Genomic DNA, 14,536 nt, shown 5'->3' with positions numbered 1-14,536 from the left:
AACCTAGCCGCGCGCCGCCGCCCGCGCCAGATCGCGCGCCGGCCGGCGGCGGGGCGCGGCTTCAGATCTCGCCGCGCACCTGGCCATGAGCGAGCAGCGCGAACAGGCCGGTGCCGCCGATGATGTTGCCGATCAGCGCCGGCGCGATGAAGCCGCCCAGCGTCCAGCCCAGCGTCTTCGCGCCGGTCAGCCACAGCAGCCAGGCTTCGCACGAGCCGGCGACGACATGGCTGAACCCGCCCAGCGCGATCAGGAAGGTGAGCGACAGGATGATCCAGAACTCGCTCGAGCGCGCATTGGGCATGATCCAGGCGATCGAGGCGACCAGAAAGCCCGCCGGCATGCCCAGCCACAGCACGGTCACCGCATCATGGCTGGCGAGGCGCTGCGCGAGAGTCATCACCGCCTCGAACTGCGCGGCCGAAACGATGATCTGCTGCGCGATCAGCACCGCCACCAGCAGCGTGCCGGCCAGATTGCCCAGCAGCACCACCGCCCAGAGCCGCGCCAGCCTGGCGATGTTGCGGCGGGTGAAATGGGTGACGAGCGGCAGCACCGCCGTCACCGTATTCTCGGTGAAGAGCTGGAGCTTGCCCATGATGACGATGAGGAAGCCGAGCGCGTAGCCGAAGCTGGCGAGCAGCGTGCCCGATTTGGTGGCGGGCAGATCCATGGCGAGCAGCGCCTCGCCCAGCACCGAGGCGGTGATGGCGACGCCGGCGGCAAGGCCGGACAGCAGCAGCGAGAGCCAGGGGCGGCTGAGTTCGTCCTCGCCCTGGAGCCGGATCACCTCATGCACCACGCGCGCCGAGCCGGTCTTGCGGCGGCCGACATCGCGCTGTTCCTCCTCGGACAGCTCGTTGGAGGGATTGTCGCCCGCGGTGAATTCGTCCTGATCCTCGGCCATGGCGCGCTCAGCGCCGGCCGGCGCGCAAGGTTCCCTTGCCAGCCGCCGCCGCCGCGCCCATCTTCCGCGCATGACAAAGACATTGGCGCGCCGCGAGGTGCTGGGTCTGGGCCTTTCGGGGGTCGTGGTGGCGGTGCTGTGGCGGTTCGCCGCCGAAGGCGACGGCGCCGATGCCATCGCCGCCACCCCCGCCCCCTTCACCCTGAGCGATGCCGAATGGCGCCGCCGCCTCTCCGCGCCGGCCTATGCCGTGCTGCGCCAGGGCGCGACCGAGCGGCCCTTCTCCTCGCCGCTCAATGCCGAGCATCGCCGCGGCCTGTTCGCCTGCGCCGGGTGCGACCGGCCGCTCTTCGCCTCCGCCACCAAGTTCGAGAGCGGCACGGGCTGGCCGAGCTTCTACCAGCCGCTGCCCGGCGCGGTGGCGACGCGCGACGATACCAGCCTGGGTATGGACCGTACCGAGGTACATTGCGCCCGCTGCGCCGGCCATCTCGGCCATGTCTTCGACGATGGCCCACGCCCGACCGGGCTGCGCTATTGCATGAACGGCGTCGCGCTGCGCTTCCGCCCGGCCTGACGGGGCGGCGCCGCGCGGCTATTCGCCGTCGTCGAAGCGATAGCCCGAGGCGTCCGCCAGATCCGAGAAGCGCGTGATCTTGGCGTCGAACTTCAGCGGCACCGTGCCGGTGGAGCCGTGGCGCTGCTTGGCCACCACCACTTCGGCGATGCCATGGACCTTGTCCATCGCGCGCATCCAGTCCTGGAAGGCGATCACCTGCGGGTCAAGCTCGCCCGCATCGGGCGCGGGCTCGGTCGGTTTCTGGAAATTGACGTAATATTCCTCGCGATAGACGAACAGCACGATGTCCGCATCCTGCTCGATGGAGCCGGATTCGCGCAGGTCGGAAAGGATCGGGCGCTTATTCTCGCGGGCCTCCACCTGGCGGCTCAGCTGCGAGAGCGCGATCACCGGGCAATCCAGCTCCTTGGCGAGCTGCTTCAGGCCGCGGCTGATTTCCGAGATTTCCTGGACGCGATTGCTCTCGCCGCTCCGGCCCGAGCCGGACAGGAGCTGGAGATAATCGACGATGATGAGATCGATCCCCTTCTGCCGCTTGAGCCGCCGCGCGCGCGTGCGCAGCGCGGCGATGGTGAGGCCGGGCGTATCGTCGATATAGAGCGGCAGCGTCTCCAGCGCCTGGGCGGCGCGCGCCAGATGGCGGAAATCCTGCTGGCTGATCTTGCCCATGCGCAGATTTTCGCCGCTGATCCCCGATTGCTCGGCGAGGATGCGGGTGGCGAGCTGATCCGCCGACATTTCGAGGCTGAAAAAGGCCACGCCGGCGCCGATCGACTTCTCGCGCGGAATGCCGTCCGCCTCGTCGCGCACGCGCCGCTGGGCGGCGTTGAAGGCGATGTTGGTGACGAGCGAGGTCTTGCCCATGCCGGGGCGGCCCGCCAGGATGATGAGATCCGACCGGTGCAGGCCGCCCATCTTGGCGTTGAGACTGTCCAGACCGGTGGTGATGCCCGAGACATGGCCGCCGGAATTGAGCGCCCGCTCGGCGATCTTCACCGCCGCCGTCGCGGCCTGGGTGAAGCTCTTCATCGAGCCCTGCTCGCCGCCCTCCTCGGCGACCTTGTAGAGCGCCACCTCGGCCTGCTCGATCTGGCTCTTGGGATCGACCTCGACCGACGTGTCCATCGCCCCCTCGACCATCTCGCGGCCGACGCCGATCAGCGCGCGCAGCAGCGCGAGATCGTAGATCTGGGTGGCGAAATCGCGCGCGCCGATCAGCGCCGCGCCGGCGCCCGTCAGCTGGGCGAGATAGGCGGGGCCGCCCATCGCCTTCATCGCCTCGTCCTGCTCGAACAGCGGGCGCAGCGTCACCGGATTGGCGATCATGTTGCGATCGACGGTGCGCAGGATCTGCTCGTAGATGCGGCCGTGCAGCGGCTCGAAGAAATGCTCCGGCTTGAGCTTGATCTGCACATCCTCGCAGATGCGGTTGTCGATCAGCATGGCGCCGAGCAGGGCCGCCTCGGCTTCGATGTTGTGCGGCAGCTGCGGCGTATCCGCCGCGCCGCCGGTGGCGGGCTTCAAGGGAATGGGTTGGGCCATCCCGCCATTGTCGCGCCTTTGCGCGGTGCCGACAAGTTTGCCGATCGCTTTTATCCACCAAGATCGACATCTGTGGATAAGTGCCGCTCGCCAAGCGCGGCGCGAGCCGGTAAGCGGCGGGTGGAGACATGGCCGATCCCCGCATCATCGCGATCGCGCTCGACGAGCGGACGATCCTGGCGCGCAACGCCGATATCGAGCAGGAACGCCGCATCGCCATGCTCGATCTGCTCGACGGCAATTTCTTCCAGCCGCTGCGCGCCGCGCCCGACGGCTATGCCGGCCCGTACAAGGTGGCGCTGCGCGTGCAGGAGGGCCGGCTGGCGATCGACATCGCGCGCGAGGACGATCGGCTGCTCGAGACGATCCTGCTCGGCATGATGCGCTTCCGCCGCGCCATCAAAGATTATTTCGCGATCTGCGACAGCTATTACCAGGCCGTGCGGCGGCAGACGCCGCAGCAGATCGAGACGATCGACATGGCCCGGCGCGGGCTCCACAACCAGGCGGCGACGCTGCTGATGGAGCGGCTGGACGGCAAGATCGCGGTCGATTTCGATACGGCGCGGCGGCTTTTCACGCTGATCTGCGTGCTGCACATCCGGGGATGACGATGATCGAGGATATCGGCGCGGCCGCTCTGGTCGGCGCGGCGCGCGCGGCGGCGCGCCATGCCCATGCCCCCTATTCGCGCTTCGCGGTGGGGGCGGCGGTGCTGCTCGAGGATGGCACGATCGTCACCGGCGCCAATTTCGAGAATGCGAGCTACGGCCTCTCGCTCTGCGCGGAGACGGTCGCGCTGGCGAGCGTGAACGCGCAGGGCCGGCTCGGCGCGGTGGTGGCGCTTGCGGTGACGGGCGGCGCCATGGGCGCGGACGGGCCGGAGGGCGCGGCGATCGTCAATCCCTGCGGCCGCTGCCGGCAGGTGATCAACGAGGCGGCGCAAATGGCGGGGCGCGATCTGGTGATCTTCTGCGCCTCGCCCGATGGCGCGCACATCCGCCGCCACACCATCTCTTCGCTGCTGCCCGACGCCTTCGGCCCCGCCGATCTCGGCTTCGGCCCGGCGCCGCGGAATTAGGCGGCGCGCCGCTGGCGGCGCAGTTTCTCCAGCTTCTTCAGCACCATCTCGCGCTTCATGCGGGACAGGTGATCGGTGAAGACGATGCCGTTGAGATGATCCACCTCATGCTGGAGGCAGGTGGCGAGCAGCCCGTCGATCCGCTCGTCGTGCCGGATGCCCTCGCGATCCAGCCAGGTGGCGCGGATCGAGGCGGGCCGGGCCACCTCGGCGAATTGCTCGGGGATGGAGAGGCAGCCCTCATTGTAGAGCCCCATCTCCTCGGACGGCTCGGAGAATTCGGGATTGATGAAGACGCGCGGGTTCTTCACGCCCTCGCCCTCTTCCTGGAGATCGATCACCAGCAGCCGCTTGGCCACGCCGACCTGGATCGCGGCGAGGCCGATGCCGGGCGCGTCGTACATGGTCTCGAACATGTCATCGATCAGGCGCTGCACATCGCCGTCGATCGTCTCGACCGGCGTCGAGATCTGGCGCAACCGCGGATCGGGCACCTCGAGAATGGGGAGAATGGCCATAGCCCGGCAGAGCTATGGTTCGCGCCCCGTTCCGTCAAGGTCCGTCATCCGTCGAGCGGCCGGCGCGCGCGCAGCGCCTGGGCGAGCGTGCCCTCGTCCAGATAGTCGAGTTCGCCGCCCACCGGCAGGCCATGGGCGAGCCGCGTCAGCCGCAGCGGCAGGCCGTCGAGCCGCTCCGCGATATAATGGGCGGTGGTCTGTCCCTCGAGCGTGGCGTTGGTGGCGAGCACGATCTCGTCGATGCCGCCCCCCTGGACGCGGGCGACCAGCCGATCGATGGTGAGATCCTCCGGACGCACCCCGTCCAGCGCCGAAAGCCGCCCGCCCAGCACATGGAAGCGGCCGGGAAAGAGCCGCGTCCGCTCCAGCGCCCAGAGATCGGCCACCTCCTCCACCACGCACAGCGCGCGCGTATCGCGACGGGGATCGGTGCAGATGGCGCAGGGATCGGCGGTATCGACATTGCCGCACTGGCTGCACTCGCGCAGCCGCGCATTCACCGTCTCCAGCGCGCGCAGCAGCGGCGTCAGCGCCGATTCGCGGCGCTTGAGCAGGTGGAGCACGGCGCGCCGGGCGGAGCGCGGGCCCAGGCCGGGCAGTCGGGCAAGCGCCTGGGTCAGCGCCTCGATCTCGGAAGATGCCATGTCGCCTGTGAGATAGGGGCTTGCGTGGCGCGACGCCAGCGGCTTGGGAGGCGCGATGCGCATCGTCTTTCTCGGAACGCCCGAATTCGCCGTGCCCAGCCTGGAGGCGCTGCACCGGGCGGGGCATGACATCGCCTGTGTCTATACCCAGCCGCCGCGCCCGGCGGGACGCGGCAAGGCGCTGACCCCCTCGCCCGTCCAGGCGCGCGCCGAAGCGCTGGGGCTGATGGTGCGCCATCCGGAACGGCTGCGCGATCCCGCCGATCAGGCGCTGTTCGCCGCGCTCGCGGCGGATGTCGGCGTGGTGGCGGCCTATGGGCTGATCCTGCCGGCCCCCATCCTCGCCGCGCCCCGGCTCGGCTGCCTCAACGTCCATGCCTCGCTGCTGCCGCGCTGGCGCGGCGCGGCGCCGATCCAGCGCGCCATCCTGGCGGGCGATGCCGAGACGGGCGTCACCATCATGCAGATGGAGCGCGGCCTCGATACCGGGCCGATGCGCGCCGAGATCAGGGTGCCGATCGCCGGCAAGACGGCGGGCGATCTCAGCGCCGAGCTGGCGGCCGAGGGCGCGGCGCTGATGGTGCGCGTGCTCGCCGATCTTCCCGCCTATCCGCCCCGCGCCCAGCCGGAAGACGGCGTCACCTATGCCGCCAAGATCGAGAAGGCCGAGGCGCGGCTGGATTTCGGCCGGCCGGCGGCGCTGGTGGAGGCGCAGGTGCGCGCCTTCAATCCCGCGCCCGGCGCCTATTTCGAATGGCGGGGCGAGCGCGTGCAGATCCTCGCGGCGACGGTGCTGGCGGAGGGCGGCGTGCCGGGCACGGTGCTGGACGCCGGGCTGGCGATCGCCTGCGCCACCGGCGCGATCCGCCCGCTGCGCGTCCGCCGCGCCGGCCGCGCCGCGATGACGCCCGAGGAATTGTTGCGCGGCTTCGCCATTCCTCCGGGCACGATGCTGGCATGACGCGGTTCCGGCTGACGGTGGAGTTTGACGGCCGGCCCTTCATGGGCTGGCAGCGCCAGGCGCACGGGCCGAGCGTGCAGCAGGCGATCGAAACAGCGGTGACGGCGGTGACGGGCGAAGCGGCGGTCGTCCATGCCGCCGGCCGCACCGATGCCGGCGTGCATGCCACCGCGATGGTCGCCCATGTCGATGTCGCGCGGCCGATCACCCCCTTCCGGCTGATGGAGGCGCTCAACGCGCGCCTGCGTCCGGCGCCGGTGGCGATCCTGGCCTGCGCCGAGGTGGCGGACGATTGGCATGCGCGCTTCTCCTGCCTCGGCCGCCGCTATGTCTATCGCATCGTCGATCGCCGCGCGCCGCTGACGCTGGAGCGTGGCCGCGCCTGGCGCGTGCCGCCGCCGCTCGATGCGGAGGCGATGCATGCGGCGGCGCAGCGGCTGGTCGGCCAGCACGATTTCACCACCTTCCGATCCGCGCACTGCCAGGCGGAAAGCCCGGTCAAGACGTTGGACCGGCTGGCGGTGCGCCGGGTGGAGGGCGGCATCGCGGTGGAGGCGGCGGCGCGCTCCTTCCTCCACCATCAGGTCCGCTCGATGGTGGGATGCCTCGCGCTGGTCGGGCGCGGCCAGTGGCGCGAGGCCGATCTCGTCGCCGCCCTCGCCGCCGCCGATCGCGCCGCGCTCGGCCTCAACGCGCCGCCCGACGGCCTCTATTTCGTCGAGGCCCGCTATCCGGAGGCCGCGCCGAGCGGCGCCGGCGCCGAGGATCGACCGCCGGCCGGCTAGACGCCGAACAGGCGCCCCAGCGCCTTTTCCAGCATCAGCAGCTGCCAGAGCAGCCGGCCATGGTCGCGGCGGCCGGCGCGGTGTTCGGCGGCGATGGCGGCGAGCGCGTCGGGCGCGAACCAGCCGGTGGCGCCGAGGCGCGCGCCCTGGGCGATCCGCTCCGCCTCGCCCGCCAGCGCGCCGCGAAACCATTGGGCGATCGGCGTGACGAAGCCCATTTTCGGCCGATACAGGATGGGATCGGGCAGATAGCGGCGCATCGCCCGCTTCATCAGCCATTTGCCCTGTCCGCCGCGAAGCCGCAGCGCGGCCGGCAGGCTCGCCTCGAAGGCGAGCAGCCGGTGATCGAGCAGCGGCTCGCGCACCTCGAGGCCGTGCGCCATGCTGGTGCGATCCACCTTGGTGAGGATGTCGCCCGGCAGCCACACCATGAGATCGGCATATTGCGCCCGGCCCAGCCAATCCTCGGCGGGCGCGTGGCGCATCGTCTTCACCCAGCGATCCTCGGCGCGATGGCCGGCGAGCGCGGCGAGCGCGCCCGGCGTATAGAGCCGCGCGCGCATCTCGGGCGGCGTGACGCCCACCGCGCGCGCATAGGCTTCGGCCGGATCGCGCGCCAGCGCCTCGAAGGTGGCGCGGGCGCGGAGCGGGCGCGGCGCCCAATCGGCCTTGGGATAATGGCGGGCGAGCGTGCCGAACACGCCGGCGCGCAGGCCTTCGGGCAGGAGCGCGCGGGCGCGGTTCTCGGCGGCGAAGAAACGGTGGCGGCGATAGCCCGCCATCGCCTCGTCGGCGCCATCGCCCGAGAGCGCCACCGTCACCCGCTCGCGGGCGAGCGCGCAGAGGCTGTAGCCGGGCAGCGCCGAGGCATCGGCGAAGGGCTCGTCGAACGCGGCGGCGAGCGCGTCGACCAGGCCGTAGCTGTCGGGCGAGACCAGCCGCTCGCGATGCGCGGTGGCGAAGCGCGCGGCGATCTGGCGCGCATAGTCCGTCTCGTCGAGCGCCGCGACGTCGAACCCGATCGAGCAGGTTTCCACCGCCTGGCGGCTCGCCTCCGCCATCAGCGCGACGACGCTGCTGCTGTCCACCCCGCCGGACAGAAAGGCGCCGAGCGGCACGTCCGCGATCATGCGCGAGCGCACCGCCTCGCGCATATGATCGACCAGCTCCTCCTCGAGCGCGGCGGTGGTGCCGCGCGCGCCGGCGCTGAACGCGATGTCCCACCAGCGCTGCGGGCGGCCGAGCGGACGGCCGCGATCCGCGACCAGCAGATGCGCCGCCGCCAGCTTCTTCACCCCGGCGACCAGACAGGCATCGTCCGGCACATAGCCGAAGGCGAGATAATCCTCGACGGCGGTGAAATCGGGCGCGCGCCGCAGCCGGGGATGGGCGAGCAGCGCCTTCAGTTCCGAGCCGAACAGCAGCGTGCCATCGGCGAGTTCGGCGTAGAAGAGCGGCTTCACGCCGAGCCGGTCGCGCGCGAGCACCAGGCTCTGCCGCTCGGCATCGTAGAGCGCGAAGGCGAACATGCCGGTGAACCGGTCCAGGCAGGCGGCGCCCCAGGCGCGCCAGCCATGCAGGATGCACTCGGTGTCGCTGTGCGTGCGGAAGACATGGCCGAGCGCCTCCAGCTCGGCGCGCAGCGTGCGATAATTGTAGATCTCGCCGTTGAAGACGGTGACGAGCCGGCCATCGGCGCTCGCCATCGGCTGGTCGCCCCCGGCAAGATCGATGATCGACAGGCGGCGATGGCCCAGCCCCACGCCCGGCCCGGTCCACACGCCCTCGCCATCCGGGCCGCGATGCGCGATCGCGTCGATCATCAGCCGCACTCGCGCGGGATCGACCGGCTTGGGCGTGCTCAGATGGAAGATGCCGGCGATGCCGCACATGGTCAGCGCCGCCCCAGCAGGGGATCGAGCAGCCGTTCGGGCGGCCCGAGGCGCGCCGCGAGCGCCGCCACCGCCGCCGGATCCGGCCCCGCGAGCAGCAGCGCCGCCGCGCGGGGATCGCCCCCCGCCAGCCGCGTCGCGAGCGTCGCCGCCTTGGCCGCGCGGGGATCGCCGCCGACCAGCGCGCCGACGCGATAGACCGTCCAGACGGTGCGCGTCGCCGGGCCGGGCGCGGTGATCCGCGCCGCGCGCCACGGCGCGGGCGCCGGCTGGTCCGCCGTCCACGACCAGACGCCCTCGGGATCGATCGCGCCCTGGCCATAGCCGACCAGCTCGTGCCCCTGTCCCTGGCCGCGGAACAGCGCCACCGCCACGTCCACCGTGCCGATCCGCGCCGTCAGCATCCGGTCCGCTCCGGCGAAATGCGCATGCCAGGCGGGGCCGGGGCCCGCCGGCGCGGCGGGGCCGAGATCGGGCAGCCGCGCCGCCGGCGGCAGCGGCCGCGTCGCGCCGGTGAGCGCGGCGGCGAACAGCGGCGCGGCCGCCGCCAGCAGCGCCGCGCCCGCCCAGGCCTGGCCCAGCGAGAGACGTCCGCCCAGCCGGCCCGCGCGCGCCACCGCCTCCGGCGCCACCGCCGGCCCGCCCGCCGGCCGATCGAACAGCGGCCAGGCGCCGGCCAGCACCAGCGCGATCACCAGCGCGAAGAAAATCCAGCCATAGACGAGATGATCGACGCCCCCCGCCACCGCCGCCCCGGTCCGCTGCGCGATCCAGATGGTGGCGAAGGCGCGCACCGCATTGGCGAGCACCGGCACCAGCGCGCAGGCGGCGAGGAAGAGCAGCCGCCGCCGCCATCCCCGAAAGCCGCGCGCCGCCACCAGCGCGCCCAGCGCCAGCATCGCGATCAGGAATTTGGCGCCCGAACAGGCTTCGGCCACCTTGAACCAGCCGCCCGGCGTGGTGAGGAAGACGCCGTCGAGCCGCGCCGGCACGCCCGTCGCGTGCAGCAGCAGCAGGCAGAGCCGCGCGGTGAGGCTTTGCAGCGGCGGCACCAGCGCATCCCCGGCCGGCACCAGGAAGAAGGCGTAGAAGAGCGGGAAGAGCAGGATCCGCGTCGCCGCCGGGCCGATCAGCGCGGCGATCGCACCCTGCGCGATCATCACCAGCCCGCAATGGCGCGCCACCGCCACCTCGGCCACCGCCCCGGCCAGCCAGGCGAGCGCGCCCAGCGCCACCCAGGGGAGCGGCCAGAGCCACGCCGTCGGCCGCACCGCCGCCAGCGCCGCGCGCCTCTCCCAGACCAGCCAGGCGATCAGCGGCGGCAGCACCAGGCAATGTTCGTAGGTCGAGCTCGTCCACCAGATCGCCGCCATCGCGCCCGCGTCGCGCGCGAACAGCGCGAGCAGCAGCAGCGCCAGCGCGGCGAGCGCCAGCCCGGTGCCGCGCCACGGCGCCGCCGCTGCGCGCGGCCGCGCCGGTGCCGCCGCGCCGAACGTCGCCGCCGCGCTCATATATGGGTCAGCATCTCGTCCAACGGCGCCAGCCGCGCATCCCAGCCATAGCGCGCCTCGATCTGGCGCCGCGCCGCCAGGCCGATCGCCGCCGCGCGCGCCGGATCGTCCAGCAGCCCGCTCACCGCCTGCGCCTCCGCCGACCAGCCCTCGGCGACGAGCAGATCGCGCCCCGGCGCGGCGTCGATGCCCTGATGCGCCTGCGGGCTCGCCACCACCGGGCGCGCCATCGCCATGCCCTCCAGCACCTTGTTCTGCACGCCCCGGGCCAGCCGCAGGGGCGCGACGACGACATGCGCGCGTGCCAGCCAGGGGCGCGTATCCGGCACTTCGCCCGTCACCTCTACGCCTTCGCCCAGGCGGTACAGGCCGGGATCGGGGCGGCGGCCGACAATGGCGAAGCGCGCCTCGGGGTGCCGCGCCCGGATCAGCGGCAGCGCGTTCCTCGCAAAGCCCGTCGCCGCCTCGATATTGGGCGGATAATCCATCTGGCCCGTGAAGAGGATCAGCGGCGGTCCCGGTTCGGGATAGGGCGCGGGCGCGTAGCGCTCGAGATCGATGCCGTTCTCCAGCACCTGCACGCTCTCCGCCGGCAGCCGGGTGCGGCTGCGGAACAGCGCCGCCTCGGCCTCGCTGACAAAGAGCGAGACCACGGCCCGCCCCGCCATCTCGCGCTCGAAGGCGGCGAGGCGCCGCGCCTCGCGCGCCCACAGCCCCGCCACGGGCCCCGTCGCGGTGCGGGCGTAATCGGCGAACTTCTCCGAATCGATATCGACAAAGTCCATGATGAACGGCCGGTCCTCGGGCGCGAACTGCGCCATCTGCCCGGAAAAGACATAGATGCGGCCGACCGGCTCGGTGGCCAGCACATCGTCGACGAACTGGCCCATGGTGCGGCTCGCCAGCGCCGCCACCGAGGCGGGGGTGCGCGTGATCAGGCTGCGCAGCAGCGAGGCGCCCTTGCCGCGCCGATGGATCTCGACATGGAGCCGATGCACCAGCGGCCGCAGCGCCTCGGCATGGGCGAGATCGGCCTCGTCGTCGGCGAAGGCGCCGAGATGCACGCGATGCCGCGCGGCGAGGTGGCGGAGAATGTGATAGGAGCGGATCTTGTCGCCGCGATCGGGCGGAAAGGGTATGCGATGGGCGAGGAAGAGCAGATCCGCCATCAGCCCAGCCCCCGCGCCAGCAGCGGCCCGGCGCGCGTCGCCAGCCAGAGCGGCAGCTTCTTCCACAGCGCGATCTGCAGCCGATATTTGGGATCGAGCGGGTTGATCGCGCGCGGCGCGTGGCCTTCGGCGGTGCGCATCCAATAGGTGAGCGGTTCCGGCTCGAACCCCCAATTCTTCTTGTAGGCGAAGGCGCCGGTGCCGAGCTTGGAGCGACCGAAATCGAACCGCGCGCAGCCGCGCGCCCGGGCGTGGCGCATCAGCGCGAAATACAGGCGTTCGTTCGCGCGCAAGGCCCGTGCTCCCCAGGTCCCGCCGCCCCAATAGGGCAGCACGGTGCCGTTGTGGTACAGGCTGAGCACGCTGGCAACCGGCTTGCCCTCGTGCCGCACGGTGAGAATGTCCGCATCCTCGCCGAATTGCGCGCGCATCGCGTCGAACAGACGGCGCGGAAAGACGGGCGTGCCGAGATTGTGCACGCTTTCGGCATAGACGCGGTAATGGGCGCGCGCCGCCGCCTCGTCCCGGCCGATCTCCACCGTCAGCGGCGCCGCGAGCGCCTTGCGGATCTCGGCGCGCTGCTTGCGCGGCACGGCGGCCAGCTCGGCCTCGTCGCTGGCGGCGAGCGGCCGCGCGAAGCCCGCATGATGGCCGCTCTGCGCGTGCCAGGCGGGATCGTCGGGCGCCGAGCCGCCGCGCAGCTCGAGGCTGGGAAAGCCCCGCGCCCCGGCATGCCGCCAGCCCTCGGCAGAGAGCGCGGCGGCCGCCGCCGCATCATCGGCCAGCACGCCCCCGCCCACGCCGAAGCCCGAGGACACCAGCGCCCGGCCGAACAGGCGCGAGCGGACCTCGGTGAGCGGCAGCACGCCGACGATCGCGCCCCCGCGCCGCGCCGTCAGCATCAGGCCGCGCTGGCCGGTGCCGCGCGCCACCGCCTCGATCCAGGCGGGCCGATGGAAGACGCTGCCCTCGGCATGCGCGCGCACATAGCCATCCACCGCCGCGCCCTCATCGGCGCGCGCGATCTCGACCGCCACGCTCATCGCGGCAGGCAGGCGACGACGCGGTCGACCCGATCCCAGGCGAAGGCGGCGATCAGCCGCTCCAGCTTGCCCGCCATCGCGCCCAGCCGGCTGTAATGGCGCAGCCGCGACCGCAGCGGCGCATGATCGACGCGCGGCTGGCCGGGATCGATCTCCCAGGGATGGAAATAGAAGACGGCGGGCGCATCGCCCGCATTCACCTGGCGGATCGCCCAGGTGGAGAAGCGATAGGGCAGCAGCCGGAAGAAGCCGCCGCCGCCCGCCGCCAGCGTGCGGCCGGCGAAGCGCGCGGTCGTCACCGGCAGCTCGATCAGCCCCGGCACGGGCACGAAGGCGAAGCGCGGCGCTTCGGGCCAGCCATAATGATCGTGCTTCACCGGCGCGACCGAGGAGGAATAGCCATAGCCTTCCTCGGCGAGCACCTGGTGCGCCCAGGGCGTGCGCGCGTCGATCGAGAAGCTGGGGGCGCGATAGCCCGTCACCGCCACGCCGCTCGCCTGCTCGATGGCGTGGCGCGCGCGCCGCAGATCGGCGCGGAACTGCGCGGGGGTGAGCGTGAAGACGCGCTGATGATCCCAGCCATGGCTGGCGATCTCATGGCCTTCGGCGACGATCCGCCGCATCTGCGCGGGGCTGCGCTCGGCCACCCAGCCCAGCGTGAAGAAGGTGGCCTTCACCCCGGCCCGCGCGAAGAGATCGAGCACCGCATCGGTGTTGCGCTGGACGCGCGGCTCGAGATGGCTCCAGCTGTCGCGCGCGATCACCCGCTCGAACGCGCCGACCTGGAACCAATCCTCCACGTCCACCGACAGGGCGTTGACCGGTCCGGCCATGTCAGTGCGTCGAGGGGGCGGCCGCCGGCTCGCCCTCCACCCAATCGATCAGCAGGCCGAGCACGCGGCGGATCGCCGCCTCCTGCTCGTCGATCCGCTCTTCCAGCCGGGCGATGCGATCGGCCAGCGCCGGATCGGGCGCGCGCGCCGGCAGCGGCGCGCCGGCCTCGCCGGGCGGGGCGGCGTCGGACGCGCGACGGCGCGGCTGCGGCGGCTCGGGCCGGGCCTCCGGCGCGGCGTCGGCGGCCATGTCCTCGGCGATCATCTCCACCGTGGCCGCGTCGATCCGCTCCAGCCCGTCGATCGATCCATGGAGCAGCACTCGCCCGGCGAGCAGGTTGAGGCGGCGCGGCAACCCGCCCGAATGGCGGTACAGCGCCTCCCAACAGCCCGGATCGAAGCCGGGCCGGCCCTGCCAATCCACCAGCGCCAGCCGGTGGCGGACATAGGGCTCGATCTCCTCGGGCTCCATGGCGGTGAGATGATGGGTGGCGATCACGCGCTGGCGCAGCTGCTCCAGACGCTCCGACCGCTGGAAGCGGTCGCGGAATTCAGGCTGGCCGAGCAGGAAGATCTGCAGCAGCGCCTGGCCGCCGCTCTGGAAGTTGGAGAGCATGCGCAGCTCCTCCAGCGCCGACAGCGGAAGGTTCTGCGCCTCGTCGACGATCAGCAGCGTGCGCCGGCCTTCCAGCGCCTGCTGCCGCAGCGCGCGTTCGATCCGCTCCAGCAGCTGCGCCTTGGCGAGCCCCTCGGTGCCGAGGCCGAGCGCCTGGGCGGTGAGCCGCAGCATATCCTCGCCCTCCACCTGGGTGGAGACGAGCTTGATCGCGACCAGCCGTTCGCGGTCGATCCCCGCCATCAGATGGCCGACCAGCGTCGTCTTGCCCGAACCCACCTCGCCGGTGATGACGATGAAGCCCTCGCCCTGCGCCAGGCCGTAGCCGAGATAGGCCATGGCCGCGCGGTGGGTGCGGCTCTCGAACCAGAAGCGCGGATCGGGCGTGAGCTGGAAGGGCCGATCGCTCAAGCCGTAAAACTCGTCGTACATGATCGTCTCCGAGGGGCCGTGG

The 14,536-nt window shown here is 72.0% G+C and carries 15 protein-coding genes; 5 read left to right on the top strand and 10 right to left on the bottom strand.

Annotation, left to right across the window (positions count from 1 at the left end):
• Positions 1 to 61 precede the first annotated feature (61 nt).
• Positions 62 to 907, bottom strand: coding sequence for a formate/nitrite transporter family protein (locus LHA26_RS12565; RefSeq protein ID WP_252165944.1), 846 nt, complete (start codon positions 905 to 907; stop codon positions 62 to 64).
• 70 nt (positions 908 to 977) lie between these two features.
• Between LHA26_RS12565 and msrB the strand changes: the two genes are divergently transcribed.
• On the top strand, positions 978 to 1,484 hold the full coding sequence (gene msrB / locus LHA26_RS12560; protein WP_252165943.1) for a peptide-methionine (R)-S-oxide reductase MsrB: 507 nt from the start codon (positions 978 to 980) through the stop codon (positions 1,482 to 1,484).
• A gap of 18 nt (positions 1,485 to 1,502) precedes the next feature.
• Here msrB and LHA26_RS12555 read toward each other — a convergent pair whose 3' ends face one another.
• Entirely contained in the window at positions 1,503 to 3,029 is a 1,527-nt protein-coding gene (locus LHA26_RS12555) for a replicative DNA helicase (protein WP_252165942.1), read from the bottom strand.
• 128 nt (positions 3,030 to 3,157) lie between these two features.
• Here LHA26_RS12555 and LHA26_RS12550 point away from each other — a divergent pair, with 128 nt between their 5' ends.
• Both LHA26_RS12550 and LHA26_RS12545 read left to right on the top strand, forming a co-directional pair.
• Entirely contained in the window at positions 3,158 to 3,640 is a 483-nt protein-coding gene (locus LHA26_RS12550; protein ID WP_252165941.1) for a UPF0262 family protein, read from the top strand.
• A 2-nt stretch (positions 3,641 to 3,642) separates the two neighbouring features.
• On the top strand, positions 3,643 to 4,110 hold the full coding sequence (locus tag LHA26_RS12545; RefSeq protein ID WP_252168382.1) for a cytidine deaminase: 468 nt from the start codon (positions 3,643 to 3,645) through the stop codon (positions 4,108 to 4,110).
• On the opposite strand, the gene def is transcribed toward LHA26_RS12545, so the two are convergent.
• Both def and recR read right to left on the bottom strand, forming a co-directional pair.
• A complete protein-coding gene (gene def / locus LHA26_RS12540) occupies positions 4,107 to 4,628 on the bottom strand; it encodes a peptide deformylase (protein WP_252165940.1) in 522 nt (173 codons plus the stop codon). The genes LHA26_RS12545 and def overlap by 4 nt on opposite strands.
• A gap of 44 nt (positions 4,629 to 4,672) precedes the next feature.
• Positions 4,673 to 5,272, bottom strand: a complete 600-nt coding sequence (gene recR, locus LHA26_RS12535) for a recombination mediator RecR (protein ID WP_252168381.1) — start codon at positions 5,270 to 5,272, stop codon at positions 4,673 to 4,675.
• A 55-nt stretch (positions 5,273 to 5,327) separates the two neighbouring features.
• Here recR and fmt point away from each other — a divergent pair, with 55 nt between their 5' ends.
• Positions 5,328 to 6,233, top strand: coding sequence for a methionyl-tRNA formyltransferase (gene fmt / locus LHA26_RS12530; RefSeq protein ID WP_252165939.1), 906 nt, complete (start codon positions 5,328 to 5,330; stop codon positions 6,231 to 6,233).
• Positions 6,230 to 7,018, top strand: a complete 789-nt coding sequence (gene truA / locus LHA26_RS12525) for a tRNA pseudouridine(38-40) synthase TruA (protein ID WP_252165938.1) — start codon at positions 6,230 to 6,232, stop codon at positions 7,016 to 7,018. The genes fmt and truA overlap by 4 nt, the downstream gene beginning before the upstream one ends.
• Here the strand turns inward: truA and LHA26_RS12520 are convergent.
• The 6 genes from LHA26_RS12520 to LHA26_RS12495 are packed head-to-tail and all read right to left on the bottom strand — an operon-like array spanning position 7,015 to position 14,514.
• Complete coding sequence (locus LHA26_RS12520; protein ID WP_252165937.1) at positions 7,015 to 8,910, bottom strand: XrtA/PEP-CTERM system amidotransferase; 1,896 nt, start codon at positions 8,908 to 8,910, stop codon at positions 7,015 to 7,017. The genes truA and LHA26_RS12520 overlap by 4 nt on opposite strands.
• 2 nt (positions 8,911 to 8,912) lie before the next feature.
• Positions 8,913 to 10,421, bottom strand: coding sequence for an exosortase A (gene xrtA / locus LHA26_RS12515; RefSeq protein ID WP_252165936.1), 1,509 nt, complete (start codon positions 10,419 to 10,421; stop codon positions 8,913 to 8,915).
• Positions 10,418 to 11,590, bottom strand: a complete 1,173-nt coding sequence (locus tag LHA26_RS12510; RefSeq protein WP_252165935.1) for a TIGR03087 family PEP-CTERM/XrtA system glycosyltransferase — start codon at positions 11,588 to 11,590, stop codon at positions 10,418 to 10,420. Before LHA26_RS12510 ends, xrtA begins: the two co-directional genes overlap by 4 nt.
• Positions 11,590 to 12,633, bottom strand: a complete 1,044-nt coding sequence (locus LHA26_RS12505; protein ID WP_252165934.1) for a FemAB family XrtA/PEP-CTERM system-associated protein — start codon at positions 12,631 to 12,633, stop codon at positions 11,590 to 11,592. Before LHA26_RS12505 ends, LHA26_RS12510 begins: the two co-directional genes overlap by 1 nt.
• Positions 12,630 to 13,466, bottom strand: coding sequence for an XrtA system polysaccharide deacetylase (locus tag LHA26_RS12500; protein WP_252165933.1), 837 nt, complete (start codon positions 13,464 to 13,466; stop codon positions 12,630 to 12,632). Before LHA26_RS12500 ends, LHA26_RS12505 begins: the two co-directional genes overlap by 4 nt.
• Before the next feature lies 1 nt (position 13,467).
• Positions 13,468 to 14,514 carry an XrtA/PEP-CTERM system-associated ATPase gene (locus tag LHA26_RS12495; RefSeq protein ID WP_252165932.1) on the bottom strand — a complete coding sequence of 349 codons (1,047 nt, stop codon included), beginning with the start codon at positions 14,512 to 14,514 and terminating at the stop codon, positions 13,468 to 13,470.
• Positions 14,515 to 14,536: the final 22 nt, after the last annotated feature.

It is taken from the genome of Sphingomonas morindae (assembly GCF_023822065.1).
Lineage (GTDB): Bacteria > Pseudomonadota > Alphaproteobacteria > Sphingomonadales > Sphingomonadaceae > Solisphingomonas > Solisphingomonas morindae.
The sequence above is the reverse complement of the archived record's forward strand: the minus strand, read 5'-3'. Positions and strand labels throughout refer to the sequence as shown.

Coding starts and splice junctions, on each gene's coding strand:
- LHA26_RS12555 (WP_252165942.1), bottom strand. CDS start 3,029: ATGGCCCAACCCATTCCCTTGAAGCCCGCCACCGGCGGCGCGGCGGAT.
- msrB (WP_252165943.1), top strand. CDS start 978: ATGACAAAGACATTGGCGCGCCGCGAGGTGCTGGGTCTGGGCCTTTCG.
- truA (WP_252165938.1), top strand. CDS start 6,230: ATGACGCGGTTCCGGCTGACGGTGGAGTTTGACGGCCGGCCCTTCATG.
- LHA26_RS12500 (WP_252165933.1), bottom strand. CDS start 13,466: ATGGCCGGACCGGTCAACGCCCTGTCGGTGGACGTGGAGGATTGGTTC.
- xrtA (WP_252165936.1), bottom strand. CDS start 10,421: ATGAGCGCGGCGGCGACGTTCGGCGCGGCGGCACCGGCGCGGCCGCGC.
- LHA26_RS12510 (WP_252165935.1), bottom strand. CDS start 11,590: ATGGCGGATCTGCTCTTCCTCGCCCATCGCATACCCTTTCCGCCCGAT.
- LHA26_RS12550 (WP_252165941.1), top strand. CDS start 3,158: ATGGCCGATCCCCGCATCATCGCGATCGCGCTCGACGAGCGGACGATC.
- LHA26_RS12505 (WP_252165934.1), bottom strand. CDS start 12,633: ATGAGCGTGGCGGTCGAGATCGCGCGCGCCGATGAGGGCGCGGCGGTG.
- recR (WP_252168381.1), bottom strand. CDS start 5,272: ATGGCATCTTCCGAGATCGAGGCGCTGACCCAGGCGCTTGCCCGACTG.
- fmt (WP_252165939.1), top strand. CDS start 5,328: ATGCGCATCGTCTTTCTCGGAACGCCCGAATTCGCCGTGCCCAGCCTG.
- LHA26_RS12495 (WP_252165932.1), bottom strand. CDS start 14,514: ATGTACGACGAGTTTTACGGCTTGAGCGATCGGCCCTTCCAGCTCACG.
- LHA26_RS12520 (WP_252165937.1), bottom strand. CDS start 8,910: ATGTGCGGCATCGCCGGCATCTTCCATCTGAGCACGCCCAAGCCGGTC.
- LHA26_RS12565 (WP_252165944.1), bottom strand. CDS start 907: ATGGCCGAGGATCAGGACGAATTCACCGCGGGCGACAATCCCTCCAAC.
- LHA26_RS12545 (WP_252168382.1), top strand. CDS start 3,643: ATGATCGAGGATATCGGCGCGGCCGCTCTGGTCGGCGCGGCGCGCGCG.
- def (WP_252165940.1), bottom strand. CDS start 4,628: ATGGCCATTCTCCCCATTCTCGAGGTGCCCGATCCGCGGTTGCGCCAG.